Genomic DNA, 12,436 nt, shown 5'->3' on the forward strand with positions numbered 1-12,436 from the left:
ACTATTCACTATTCACTATTCACTATTCACTATTCACTATTCACTATTCACTATTCACTATTCACTATTCACTATTCTCACCATTCACCCATTCACCCGCCGTGCGTCGCTGACGCTCGAATTGTCCTTGAGCTGCGACAGCAGCCGGTTCAGGTGCTTCAGGTCCCAGACTTCGAGATCGATCAGCATTTCGGTGAAATCAGGCGCGGTGCGCACCATCGACAATGTATGGATGTTGGCATCGTTGGATGCAACGACCTGCGCAATGTCGGCCAGCGAGCCCGGCGCGTTGATGGCGGTGACCGAGACTCGCGCCGGAAACCGCTCCTTGGTGCGCTCGTCTATGTCCCAGCGCACGTCGATCCAGCGTTCTGGCTGGTCGTCGAAGGCCTGCAGCGCCGGCGACTGAATCGGATAGATGGTGATGCCGGTCCCCGGCTGCACGATGCCGACGATGCGGTCGCCGGGCACAGCACCTTCCGGCGCGAAGCGCACCGGCAGGTCGCCGCGCACGCCGCGGATCGGCACGGCGCCGTCCCTTGGCTGGTCCTTGTCCTTGCGTGCGGCGCGGCCCGGAATCTGGAACAGCATGCCGGCGGCGTTGCGGATCTTCGACCAGCCCTCCTCGCGCTGCTTGGGCGCCGCCAGCGTGATGCGCTCGTCCTTGTAGTCGGGAAACACCGCCTTGATGACATCGGTGGAGGCAAGTTCGCCGCGGCCGACAGAGGCCAGCACATCCTCGATGTCCTTGCGTGCCAGCCGATGCAGCACCGATTTCAAGCTTTCCTTGGTAAAAATCTTGCCTGACCGCTCGAAAGCGCGTTCCAGTATGCGGATGCCGAGACCCGAATACTGCTTGCGGATGGCATTCTTGGTGGCGCGGCGGATCGCCGAGCGCGCCTTGCCGGTGACGACGACCGATTCCCAAGCCGCCGGCGGCACCTGCGCCTTGGAGCGGATGATCTCGACCTCGTCGCCATTCTTCAGTTCGGTCATCAGCGGCATGATGCGGCCGTTGACCTTGGCGCCGACGCAGGTGTCACCGACATCGGTGTGCACCGCATAGGCGAAGTCGATCGGCGTGGCGCCGCGCGGCAGCGCGATCAGCATTCCCTTGGGCGTGAAGCAGAACACCTGGTCCTGGAACAGCTCGAGCTTGGTGTTTTCGAGGAAGTCCTCGGGATTGTCGCCTTCGGCCAGCTGCTCGATGGTGCGCCGCAGCCAGGCATAGGCGTTGGTCTCCTTCGAGATCGCGTGGGCGGTGCCGTTCACCTTGCCGCCGCTGTCCTTGTAGATCGAATGCGCGGCAACGCCATATTCGGCGATCTTGTTCATCTGATAGGTGCGGATCTGCAGCTCGACGCGCTGCCGCGACGGTCCGACGATGGTGGTGTGGATCGAACGGTAGTCGTTCTGCTTCGGCGTCGAGATGTAGTCCTTGAAGCGGCCGGGCACCATCGACCACGTGGTGTGGATGGCGCCGAGCGCCCGGTAGCAGTCCTCGACGCTATCGACGACGACGCGAAAGCCGAAAATGTCGGACAGCTGCTCGAAGGACAGCGCCTTAGCCTCCATCTTGCGGAACACCGACCACGGCTTCTTCTGGCGGCTCTTGACCTCGGCCTTGATCGCATATTTGTCGAACAGCGTGGACAGCGCCTTCTCGATCTCGGACAGCACATCCTTGTTGCGCTCGAAGATTTCGGCGAGCCGCGCGGTGACGGCGCGGTAGGCTTCCGGATTGATGAAGCGAAAGGCGATCTCCTCGAGCTCCTCGCGCATGCCTTGCATGCCCATGCGCCCGGCCAGCGGCGCATAGATATCCATCGTTTCCTCGGCGATGCGCAGGCGCTTGGCTTCGGGCACATGGTCGAGGGTGCGCATGTTATGCAAGCGGTCGGCAAGCTTGACCAGCAGCACGCGAACGTCTTCCGATATCGCCAGCAACAGCTTGCGCAGGTTTTCCGCCTGCTCGGCCTTCTTGGAGACGAGGTCGAGTTTCTTCAGCTTGGTCAGGCCTTCGACCAGCTTGCCCATTTCCGGACCGAACAGCTCGTCGATCTCGGCCCTGGTCGCCGTGGTGTCCTCGATCGTGTCGTGCAGCAAGGCAACCGCGATGGTCGCCTCATCCATGTGCATTTCGGTGAGGATGGCGGCGACTTCGAGCGGATGCGAGAAATAGGGATCGCCGGAGGCGCGCTTCTGGTGACCATGCTTCTGCATGGCGTAGACATAGGCCTTGTTAAGCAGCGCCTCGTTGACGTCAGGCTTGTAGCGCTGGACGCGCTCGACAAGCTCATACTGACGCATCATGGGCGGGATCTCGCAGTGCTGAAATGAATCATGCGCCGCACTGGCGTACGGCGCATGTCATAGATAACCACGAAACCGCCGGCGCGAAAGTGTCGGCGGCCGGTGGGAAGATCAATAATCGTCGCTTTTTTCCGGCGGCACCAGACCTTCGATGCCGGCCAGGAGGTCTTCCTCGGTCATGCGGTCGAAGGTGATGTTGTCCTCGGTGTCGTCGGCGTCGGTTGCCGCAGCGGCGGTACCGGTCTGGTCGGCGATTGCCTCGCCGTCGGCTTCCGGCTCGTCGACCTCGACATGCTTCTGCAGCGAGTGGATCAGGTCTTCCTTGAGGTCGTCGGGCGACAATGTCTCCTCGGCGATCTCGCGCAGCGCGATGACCGGATTCTTGTCGTTGTCACGAGGAACGGTGATCTGCGCGCCCTGGCTGATCTGACGGGCGCGGTGGCCGGCCAGAAGCACGAGCTCGAAGCGGTTGTTGACCTTGTCGATGCAATCTTCAACGGTTACGCGGGCCATGAGCTGCCCCTTTCATGCCTGGATTTGATGGAAAACAGGCGCGGTCCATAACCCGAACGCCGCCAAAATACAAGCTTTTTGGCAGTGCCGGACAATGCCGGGCCTGGGGCCTGGGCCCGGGGTCTGGCCAAGGCCAGTCTGGGCGCGCGCCGCCTGCGACATGCGGCACCGATCACAATTGCTTGCTATGCAGCATCATACCCTTGGATTGCCGTAAAACCGGCGTTATCTCGAATGACGAAGGTCAGCCGGTTATTTCAAGCCAACCGATAGTCACGCGCATTTAGATGACCGCTTATTTTCGAAAAGGAATATTTCCATGTTCGACCCTCGTGAAAAAATCGCTCTTTTCATCGACGGTGCCAATCTTTACGCCACCTCGCGTGCGCTCGGCTTCGACATCGACTACCGCAGGCTTTTGTCGAACTTCCAGAAGCGCGGCTACCTGCTGCGTGCCTACTACTACACCGCGCTGGTCGAGGATCAGGAATATTCCTCGATCCGGCCGCTGATCGATTGGCTCGACTATAATGGCTTCAAGGTGGTGACCAAGCCGGCCAAGGAGTTCACCGACTCGACCGGCCGCCGCAAGATCAAGGGCAATATGGACATCGAGCTGACCGTCGATGCACTGGAACTCGCCGATGTCGTCGACCACTATGTCATCTTTTCCGGCGACGGCGATTTCCGCACGCTGGTCGAGGCGCTGCAGCGGCGCGGGCGCAAGGTCTCGATCGTCTCGACCATGGCTTCGCAGCCGCCGATGATTTCCGACGATCTGCGCCGCCAGGCCGATCATTTCATCGACCTGATTACCTTGAAGAGCGATGTCGGCCGCGATCCGTCCGAGCGGCCGGTGCGCCGGCCCGAACCGGCCGAAGTCGACGAGGACGAGTATTGACGGCGGCGGTCTTGACCGCTCCCCTGGTCGCGTCCTCCGAGCCCGACCGCGATTGCCCGCTCTGCCCGCGGCTGCACGATTTTATCGCGCAATGGCGGCAGCGCGAGCCGTCCTGGTTCAATGCACCAGTGCCGACCTTTCTGCCACCCGAGGGCGAGGATGCGGTGCGGCTGCTGATCGTCGGACTGGCGCCGGGCCTGCGCGGCGCAAACCGCACCGGACGCCCCTTCACCGGCGATTTTGCCGGCGACCTGCTCTACAACACGCTGATCGCACACGGCTTTGCCCGCGGCCAATTCAAGGCGCGGCCCGATGACGGGCTGGAGCTTGTCGGCACGGCGATCACCAATGCAGTTCGCTGCGTGCCGCCGGACAACAAGCCGGCCGGCGCCGAGATTGCCACCTGCCGGACGTTCCTGGTGCCGACGATCGCGCGGTTCAAGAACCTGCGCGCCGTGCTGGCGCTGGGCTCGATCGCGCACCAGTCGACCGTGCGGGCGCTCGGCCAGCGTGTCGCCGCTTATCCGTTCAAGCATGGCGGGCAGCAGCAAACCAATGGCGTGACGCTGTTTTCCAGCTATCATTGCTCGCGCTACAACACCAACACCGGCGTGCTGACGGAAGCAATGTTCGTCAACGTCTTCAGGGAGATAGCGGCGTTTCTGGAGAGATAGATTCGGGCGGTGACGCAAACAGCTCGGCCAATTTCTCCGGCCCGCCCTGAAGCACATTCAGATCGACATCGCCGGTGATGCCGTCGACGCGACCGCTGTCGTGATACTGCCAATAGATCCAGTCGTCATGACCTGGCTGCAGCGCCAGCGAACGAACCCAGCGCCGGCGACCGACGATCTGGCCGGCATAGGCCCGTGCCGCGTCGTCGGTCACATAGAGGATCGCCGACTTGCCGAAAGCTGCCTCGACAGGGCCGAGGAAAGCCGAGAGTTCAACGCTCAATTCTTCGGGCGATGGCCGCCGCGGGCAATTGCCGACGAATTCGATATCCACCACCGGCGGCAGCAGCGTTTGATCGCGCGGCACGACGGAGATGAAATTCTTCGCCTGATCGGCGCCAGGCCTGCAGAAGGTGAAGAAATGATAGGCGCCGACCGCCAGACCAGCCGCACGCGCCTCGCGCAGATTGGCGGCGAAGGCATCGTCGACATGGTCGCCGCCTTCAGTTGCCTTGATGAGGGCGAAGGCGACATCGTCGGCGGCAACACGCCGCCAGTCGATCTGTCGCTGGTGATGGGAAACGTCGATGCCCCTGACCGGATATTTGCCGCGGTCCGGAGAAAACGGTTGGAAGTAGAAATAGCCGGCGGCCGTGATAAGGCACGCCAGGATCAGGCTGGCCGCACCCCAAAGGACAATTCGGTTCTTCAAAACAGGCCTATCCCTGTTGAACCGCCCTGCCTCCGCCAAGGCTGCGGGCGTTCGTCGCTCGAAAGCCAAATCGTTGGCTTCGTCCGCTTTGCGGACCACTCCTCACCCACGCTCCTTCAGCAGCCGGCCCTTTTCGCGCGACCAGTCGCGCTGCTTTTCGGTCTCGCGCTTGTCGTGCAGTTTCTTGCCGCGGCCGACGGCGAGCAAAAGCTTCGCCCTGCCTTTTTCATTGAAATAGATTTTTAGCGGCACCAGCGTCATGCCTTCGCGATCGACGCTCTGCGACAGCTTGGCCATCTCGCGCTTGTTGAGCAGGAGTTTGCGGCGCCGGCGTGGCTCGTGGTTGAAGCGGTTGGCCTGCAGATATTCCGGCAAATAGGAGTTGATCAGCCAGATCTCGCCGCCCTCGACCGAGGCGTAGCTGTCCTGGATGTTGGCCTGGCCCTGGCGCAGCGACTTCACCTCGGTGCCGGTCAGCACCAGGCCGGCCTCGATCGTGTCGAGCACCTCGTAGGAAAACCGCGCCTTGCGGTTTTCCGCAACGGTCTTGTTGTTGGGATCGGCTTTTCTGACCTGGTTCATGACGTCTAGAGTCCGTTTCGAAACTCGCTCCTGCGAGTCAGATGATGGTGGCACTAGAGCGCCGCGCGTTTTTCAAACGCGCAAAGGACGCTCTAGAAGCCTGAGCTTGCGCATGGTCCTTTCCGAAAGCGAACGCTTTCGGGGCCATGCGCGAACCGGAGCGGAGCGTACATATAGTACGTGAGCACCGGAAGCGCAGGTGACGCCTTCAGTTGGCCGCAGGAGTAGAGTTTCCAAACGGGCTCGCTAGTTAATCAAGCCGGCGTGCTTCATGGCCGCATCGATCTTTTCGGCGGTCGACTGCTCGATGGTGACCAGCGGCGAACGCAGCACGTTCTCGACCTTGCCGAGCTTCGACAGCGCATATTTCGCGCCGGACACGCCGGGTTCCAGGAAAATCGCCTTGTGCAGCGGCAGCAGGCGGTCCTGCAAGTCCAGCGCCTTGGCGTTGTCGCCGGAAAGCGTCGCCTCCTGGAATTCGGCGCACAGCCGCGGCGCGACATTCGCCGTCACCGAGATGCAGCCGACGCCGCCATGGGCGTTGAAACCGAGCGCCGAGGCGTCCTCGCCGGAAAGCTGGATGAAATCCTTGCCGCAGGTGGCACGCTGCTCGGAAACCCGCTCGACCTTGCCGGTGGCGTCCTTGACGCCGACGATGTTCTTGAAGTCATGCACCAGCTGGCCCATCGTCTCGGGCATCATGTCGATCACCGAGCGCGGCGGAATGTTGTAGATGATGATCGGCAGGCTGGTCGCTTTGGCAACGGCAGCGAAATGCGCATAGAGGCCGCGCTGCGTCGGCCGGTTGTAGTAGGGCGTGACGACGAGTGCCGCGTCGGCGCCGGCCTTCTCGGCATATTGCACCAGGCCAACCGCCTCCTCGGTGTTGTTGGAGCCGGCGCCGGCGACGATCGGAACGCGGCCCTTTGCCACCTCGACGCACACCTTGACGACGTGGCGGTGCTCGTCATGCGACAGCGTCGGCGACTCGCCGGTGGTGCCGACCGGAACCACGCCGGTCGTGCCTTCAGCGATCTGCCAGGCGATGAAGGCGCGAAACGCTTTCTCGTCGAAACGGCCGCTCTTTTCGAACGGTGTCACGAGCGCGGTAAGCGAGCCTCTCAGCATGTCGTCCAACTCCTTGGGACTGGCGCACGAGCCCGAAAATCGGAGCCGATTCACGGAAAGATCATGCGCCAAATTTAACGTGCCACAGCGTCCTTTGCGCATCCGAGATGACGCGCGGTGCTGCAGGTGTTTTGTCGTGCGCGCCTTCTAGCCGAAAGCGAAGCGGCGCACCATAGTCTCGACATTGTTGCGCGGCAAGCATGACAAGAATGCCAGCAAGCGCAATTTGAACGACTTCGATAGCCCCGTTTACAGGCTCTTCACCACAGCCAACTAGGCTTCAGTTGATCTGTGCCTGTTGGTGATTGTGCAAGACAGGAAATGATGAAGACGATGCCGACCCGGCAGCCTCATTTTTTCGCGCTGCTTGGCGCAATTCTCCTGTTGACGCCGACCCTTGTGGCCGCCGGCAAGGTCGATGCACAGGTCACGTCGACCATTCCGAAGCCAAACCTGCTGGATACCGGCCTGCAGGGTCCGGAATCCCCTCCCGCCAGCGTCGCCAGGTTGAAGAGCGGCCTCGATGCGCTGGCGGCAAACGACATTGCCGGTGCGCGCCAGGTGCGCGACGCCCTGCCGGTCAATTCGCTCGACCAGCACATCCTTGCCTGGGCTATCGCGTTCTATGGCGGCGACAGGGTGCCAAGCGGCGACATCGCCGATGCTGCGAAAATGCTGCCGAACTGGCCGGGCATGATCGCCTTGCGCAAAAACAGCGAGCGCGCGCTCTACCGCGAGAACCCCGCGCCTGAGATCGTGGTGCAGGCTTTCGGCGGCAGCCAGCCGCAAACAGCCGAGGGCGTGGTGATTCTCGCCCGCTCCTATGTCTCGCAGGGCAACGTCGAGGCGGCGCGCTCGGTGCTGTCGCCTTTCTGGCGCACCGAAAAACTGCAAGCCAGGGACGAGGCGGCGATCATCCAGGAATTCGGCACGCTGATTCCCGCATCAGACCACCGTTTCCGCATGGAGCGCATGTTTTATGCCGACCGGGTCAGTTCGGCGCTGCGCGTCGCCGGCCTTGCGGGCGCCCGGCAACTGGCCGACGCCTGGGCCGCGGCGGACAAGGGCGACAAGAATGGGGGCGACAAGAACGCGGCCAGGCTGCTGATGGCGGTGCCCGCCGCGCAGCGTTCGGCCGGCTATCTCTTCGCCCAAGCCCAATATCTGCGCAAGCAGCAGAAGTTTTCCGACGCCGCCGCAATGGTGATGAAGGCGCCGAGCGACCGCAGCGCTCTGATCGACCCGGATGCCTGGTGGGCCGAGCGCCGGGTGCTGTCGCGCGAACTGGTCGACCAGGGCGACATGAAGACCGCCTACAGGATAGTCGCCGCACACGCCGGCGAAACTGCTGCCAACGCGGCCGATGCGGAGTTTCATGCCGGCTGGTACGCGCTGCGCGGCCTCAACGATCCCACCACCGCTGCCAAGCATTTTGAGCGGATCGCCGGTCTCGCCCAGGGGCCGATATCGCTGTCGCGCGCCTACTATTGGCTCGGCCGTACGGCCGAAGCCGGCGGCCCCGGCAGCGCCAGGGATTATTTTAGCCGTGCCGCCGCCTACGGCACGACGTTCTACGGCCAGCTCGCCGGTGAGCGCGTCGGCCGGCAGATCCTCAACATCGCCCATCCGCAGCCGAGCGCCAGCGATCACCGGAATTTTTCCAGCCGCGAGGCGGTCTGCGCCATCAGGCGACTGCAGCAGGCGGGCTATCAGCGCTACGTCGACACGCTTTACCGCGACCTCGCCGGACAGTTGAGCAGTCCCGGAGAGCTGGCGCTGCTGGCCGCGATGGCGGAAAAGCAGGGCAATCACTTCCTGGCGCTGAAGGTCGGCAAGATCGCCGGCGCGCGCGGCATCGATGTCGGGGCGCTGTCGCATCCGCTCGGCGCCATTCCCGAGACCGCCAACATTTCCGGCTCCGGCAAGGCGCTGGCCTATGCGATCGCCCGCCAGGAAAGCGAGTTCAACATCGGCGCCGTCTCCAGCGCCGGCGCACGTGGCCTGCTGCAGCTGATGCCGGCGACCGCCAGGCAATTGGCTGACAAGGCCGGAATGACCTTCTCGCAGGCGCGGCTGACCACCGACGCCGGCTACAACGCGACCCTGGGCGCCGCCTTCCTCGGCGAGCAGCTCGGCCGCTTCGACGGCTCCTATGTGCTGACCTTCGCCGGCTACAATGCCGGCCCCGGCCGCGCCGCCCAGTGGGTGGCCAGATACGGCGACCCGCGCGGCAAGGACATCGACGCCGTCGTCGACTGGATCGAGCGGATTCCCTATACCGAAACAAGAAGTTACGTCCAGCGCGTGATGGAGAATTACGAAGTCTATAAGATGCGCATTTCCGGCAAGTACGACATTGTCGGGGATTTGGTGAACGGGCGGAGTTGATCCGTTCGGGCGAAGGCTGGCTTGGCGAAGCACCCCCCTCTGCCCTGCCGGGCATCTCCCCCTCAAGGGGGGAGGTTGGCAGTTTCACTGGCGGCGCCTTCCTTATCAGCGTTGGCGATTGGCGAAAAGCAAACGGACAGCCAATCTCCCCCTTGAGGGACCCTTGAGGGGGAGATGTCCGGCAGGACAGAGCGGGGCGCTGTCCCGCCGACATCTCGAAAATGACGCTTCGATTTGACCGTGCCCGCCCTCGCCTGTAGCAGTCGACGATCCGGCAACGGCGAGGAAGCGAGGTCCCAAAATGTCGAGCGGTTTTTCCGACTTCTTCTACGCCTCGCCGGACGGGCTTGAACTCCACGCCCGCATCTACGGCGAAGCGAATTCCGGCCACTGGCCGGTCGTCTGCCTGCCTGGCCTGACCCGCAATAGCCGCGATTTTCATGAACTGGCGCTGCATCTGTCGCGGCGGGCGCAAACGCCGCGAAAAATCGTCGCCTTCGACTATCGCGGCCGCGGGCAATCCGCCTACGACCCCGATATCGGCCACTACAATATCGGCGTCGAAGCCGGTGACATCCTCGCCGGCTTGGCGGCGCTGGGCATCGAGGAAGCAGCGTTCATCGGCACGTCACGCGGCGGGCTGATCATCCATGTGCTCGGCGCGATGCGGCCAGCAGTCCTGCGGGCTATCGTGCTCAACGATATCGGCCCGGTGCTCGAGGCCGGCGGTCTCGCCCATATCCGCTCCTATCTCGAGCGCGCGCCGAAGCCGAAAACCCACGCCGAGGCCGTCAGCGCCCAGCGCGGCGCGCATGGCAGCGACTTTCCTGCCCTGACCGAGGCGGATTGGGAGCGGATGGTAGCGGCGCTCTACCGAGATACGGGTGGAGGATTATTGCCGGATTTCGACCCGAAGCTGGTCGAGACGCTGGCCGGACTCGACCTGACCCAGAAGCTGCCCGACATGTGGCCGCAGTTCGAGGCGCTGGCGGCAATACCCTTGCTCGCCATACGCGGCGTCAATTCGAAGCTGCTGTCCGCCGAGACCTTCGAACAGATGCGAAACCGTCATCCCCGTGTCGAGACGATCACGGTCGAAAGCCAGGGCCATGCGCCTTTTCTCGAGACCGGCGGCCTGCCCGGCGCCATCGCCGCTTTTTTGGACAGGACCGAGCAACACTTCGCCGGGAGCCGGTTTTTTCAACGATAATGGGTCAGGCTTGTTGATTGTGCCGGCGCTTTTCTTTATCCACCAGCGCAACGGAGAGGTGGCCGAGTGGTCGAAGGCGCTCCCCTGCTAAGGGAGTAGAGGTCAAAAGCTTCTCGTGGGTTCGAATCCCATCCTCTCCGCCATCCCGCTTCGCGCTCGCCGCTTTTCGCCATGCGGCGATTCTGCGGCAATGCCTTGGCCGGCGACTCACAGACATCGCCGCAATTGCGGCAGGCAATTGCCGGAATCGGCCGGATTGCAAGGGCTGGCCCAATGGGTCTCCAACCTGTCTCCGGCAGCCCAATGGTTAACGGGAGCTTTCCGAGTGAGGCCAAATCGTGTCATTTGTGCAACAAGGCAGGGTGATAGCGCCTGCACAGACCTTTCGCCGATGCGATGGTTGTTGAACGCCGCCGCCTCATGGGTAATGTCGGGTTCGAAGGAGCGGCGCGGTGCGCATCTTTTTCGGTAGTGGGGATGGGGCAGGGAACGCTGTCCTTCAGCAAAGAATACCCAGACCCGTTTTTTAACTTTTGACTGGAGGTCAGAAAATGAACATCAAGAGCCTTCTTCTTGGCTCCGCTGCGGCTCTGGTCGCAGTTTCCGGTGCGCGCGCCGCCGACGCCGTCGTCGTCGCCGAGCCGGAACCAGCTGAATACGTCCGCATCTGCGACGTCTACGGCGCTGGCTACTTCTACATCCCCGGCACCGAGACCTGCCTGCGCATCGGCGGCTATGTCCGCTACGACATCGGCGTCGGCGACGTCGGCTCGTTCGACGGTGCTGAGAACTTCGACGTCGAGGACGGCGACATCCAGGACACGTACTACAAGCAGGCCCGCTTTAACCTGAAGACCTGGACCGGCCAGGAAACCGAGCTCGGCACCTTGAAGACCTACACCGAGACCCGCTTCAACTTCGGCAACCGGAACCGGCACGTCAGCAGCACATACGTCCCCGGTCCCGATCCGGACGGCGCCGGTCCGCTGCCCCCGCTGCCAGGTGAGACTATCATTGTCGCTAACCCTGCCGAGAACAAAGGCATTTCGCTGAACTTCGCCTGGATCCAGCTCGGCGGCCTGCGCGTCGGTAAAGACGAATCGGCCTACGATACGTTCATCGGCTACGCCGGCAACGTCATCCAGGATACGCTGGTTCCCTACGGCGGTTTCGACACCAACGTCGTCCAGTACTACTTCGACGCCGGCAATGGCTTCTCGGCCGTGGTCTCGCTCGAACAAGGTTATGGCGACTTCACGATCGACAGCTATGTTCCGCATGTTGTCGGCGGCGTGAAGTGGACGCAGGGCTGGGGCGCCATCACCGGCGTCATTGCTTACGACGCCAACTACGAAGAAGTGGCCGGCAAGGTTCGCCTCGACGTCACCCCAATGGAGAACCTGTCGCTGTTCATCATGGCCGGCTACGGCACTGACGACAACTACGAGGATCCCGGCTTCGCAACACCCGTCGCCGGCGGCCGCGGCATGTACAAGCTGTGGAGCGGCAACTGGGCGGTCTGGGGCGGTGGCACCTACACCATCAACGAGAAGACCTCGTTCAACACCCAGATCTCGTATGACGAAGGCGAAAACCTCGGCATCGCTGCCAACATCGCCTATGACATCGTTCCGGGCCTGACGATCACGGCCGAAGTCGATTACCTGCACGCCGGCGACTTCGACGAGCCCGACTTCTCCAACTGGACCGGTGCGGACGACGAAGACAGCCTCGGCGGCATGCTCCGCTTCCAGCGCTCGTTCTAATCAGCAGCGTTTGACTGAACTCGAACCCGGCGGGCAACCGCCGGGTTTTTTTCGTGTCGGCGTGGCTGTCAAGGCCGGAATGCTTGGGGGCGCCGATACTCAGCCGACAACTGCGCAGAACGAAGTCAGCAGCGATCCTTCGCGCCCCCCTCTGTCCTGCCGGACAAGCCTCTTCCTTCTCCCCTTGTGGGAGAAGGTGGATTGGCGCGCAGCGCCAAGACGGTTGAGGGGTGTTGGACGGAGTGCGGC

10 protein-coding genes and 1 tRNA gene are annotated in these 12,436 nt (G+C 62.7%); 6 read left to right on the top strand and 5 right to left on the bottom strand.

Annotated features, from left to right (window positions below; all coding sequences use genetic code 11):
• Positions 1–84 precede the first annotated feature (84 nt).
• Both AC0L3D_RS34625 and rpoZ read right to left on the bottom strand, forming a co-directional pair.
• Complete coding sequence (locus AC0L3D_RS34625; protein ID WP_287074390.1) at positions 85–2,313, bottom strand: RelA/SpoT family protein; 2,229 nt, start codon at positions 2,311–2,313, stop codon at positions 85–87.
• Between the two features lie 111 nt (positions 2,314–2,424).
• Positions 2,425–2,826: a DNA-directed RNA polymerase subunit omega gene (rpoZ, locus tag AC0L3D_RS34630; RefSeq protein WP_023800772.1), complete on the bottom strand. Its 402-nt coding sequence runs from the start codon at positions 2,824–2,826 to the stop codon at positions 2,425–2,427.
• A 319-nt stretch (positions 2,827–3,145) separates the two neighbouring features.
• Here rpoZ and AC0L3D_RS34635 point away from each other — a divergent pair, with 319 nt between their 5' ends.
• Both AC0L3D_RS34635 and AC0L3D_RS34640 read left to right on the top strand, forming a co-directional pair.
• The gene (locus tag AC0L3D_RS34635) at positions 3,146–3,727 is read left to right on the top strand and encodes a LabA-like NYN domain-containing protein (RefSeq protein WP_023800773.1); all 582 of its coding nucleotides are present in this window, start codon (positions 3,146–3,148) and stop codon (positions 3,725–3,727) included.
• On the top strand, positions 3,724–4,401 hold the full coding sequence (locus AC0L3D_RS34640) for a uracil-DNA glycosylase (protein ID WP_373420431.1): 678 nt from the start codon (positions 3,724–3,726) through the stop codon (positions 4,399–4,401). Before AC0L3D_RS34635 ends, AC0L3D_RS34640 begins: the two co-directional genes overlap by 4 nt.
• Here the strand turns inward: AC0L3D_RS34640 and AC0L3D_RS34645 are convergent.
• The 3 genes from AC0L3D_RS34645 to dapA all read right to left on the bottom strand — a co-directional run bounded on the left by AC0L3D_RS34645 (position 4,370) and on the right by dapA (position 6,823).
• Positions 4,370–5,113, bottom strand: coding sequence for a glycoside hydrolase family 25 protein (locus AC0L3D_RS34645; RefSeq protein WP_473647320.1), 744 nt, complete (start codon positions 5,111–5,113; stop codon positions 4,370–4,372). The two genes, AC0L3D_RS34640 and AC0L3D_RS34645, sit on opposite strands and share 32 nt — an antisense overlap.
• Positions 5,114–5,215: 102 nt before the next feature.
• Positions 5,216–5,695 carry an SsrA-binding protein SmpB gene (gene smpB / locus AC0L3D_RS34650; RefSeq protein WP_128172698.1) on the bottom strand — a complete coding sequence of 160 codons (480 nt, stop codon included), beginning with the start codon at positions 5,693–5,695 and terminating at the stop codon, positions 5,216–5,218.
• A 246-nt stretch (positions 5,696–5,941) separates the two neighbouring features.
• On the bottom strand, positions 5,942–6,823 hold the full coding sequence (dapA, locus tag AC0L3D_RS34655) for a 4-hydroxy-tetrahydrodipicolinate synthase (protein ID WP_473647321.1): 882 nt from the start codon (positions 6,821–6,823) through the stop codon (positions 5,942–5,944).
• A 333-nt stretch (positions 6,824–7,156) separates the two neighbouring features.
• Here dapA and AC0L3D_RS34660 point away from each other — a divergent pair, with 333 nt between their 5' ends.
• From AC0L3D_RS34660 to AC0L3D_RS34675, 4 genes are all read left to right on the top strand, one after another.
• Positions 7,157–9,211 carry a lytic transglycosylase domain-containing protein gene (locus tag AC0L3D_RS34660; protein WP_473647323.1) on the top strand — a complete coding sequence of 685 codons (2,055 nt, stop codon included), beginning with the start codon at positions 7,157–7,159 and terminating at the stop codon, positions 9,209–9,211.
• A 301-nt stretch (positions 9,212–9,512) separates the two neighbouring features.
• A complete protein-coding gene (locus tag AC0L3D_RS34665) occupies positions 9,513–10,421 on the top strand; it encodes an alpha/beta fold hydrolase (protein ID WP_473647322.1) in 909 nt (302 codons plus the stop codon).
• 52 nt (positions 10,422–10,473) lie between these two features.
• Positions 10,474–10,564 (top strand) — tRNA-Ser (locus AC0L3D_RS34670).
• 408 nt (positions 10,565–10,972) lie between these two features.
• Entirely contained in the window at positions 10,973–12,187 is a 1,215-nt protein-coding gene (locus AC0L3D_RS34675) for a porin (protein ID WP_128168083.1), read from the top strand.
• Positions 12,188–12,436 lie beyond the last annotated feature (249 nt).

The organism is Mesorhizobium sp. WSM4837, assembly GCF_055811435.1.

What these genes read in the sequence shown, in the direction of transcription:
- AC0L3D_RS34660 (WP_473647323.1), top strand. Translation starts at nt 7,157, where the DNA reads ATGCCGACCCGGCAGCCTCATTTTTTCGCGCTGCTTGGCGCAATTCTC.
- dapA (WP_473647321.1), bottom strand. Translation starts at nt 6,823, where the DNA reads ATGCTGAGAGGCTCGCTTACCGCGCTCGTGACACCGTTCGAAAAGAGC.
- AC0L3D_RS34625 (WP_287074390.1), bottom strand. Translation starts at nt 2,313, where the DNA reads ATGATGCGTCAGTATGAGCTTGTCGAGCGCGTCCAGCGCTACAAGCCT.
- AC0L3D_RS34665 (WP_473647322.1), top strand. Translation starts at nt 9,513, where the DNA reads ATGTCGAGCGGTTTTTCCGACTTCTTCTACGCCTCGCCGGACGGGCTT.
- rpoZ (WP_023800772.1), bottom strand. Translation starts at nt 2,826, where the DNA reads ATGGCCCGCGTAACCGTTGAAGATTGCATCGACAAGGTCAACAACCGC.
- AC0L3D_RS34635 (WP_023800773.1), top strand. Translation starts at nt 3,146, where the DNA reads ATGTTCGACCCTCGTGAAAAAATCGCTCTTTTCATCGACGGTGCCAAT.
- AC0L3D_RS34675 (WP_128168083.1), top strand. Translation starts at nt 10,973, where the DNA reads ATGAACATCAAGAGCCTTCTTCTTGGCTCCGCTGCGGCTCTGGTCGCA.
- smpB (WP_128172698.1), bottom strand. Translation starts at nt 5,695, where the DNA reads ATGAACCAGGTCAGAAAAGCCGATCCCAACAACAAGACCGTTGCGGAA.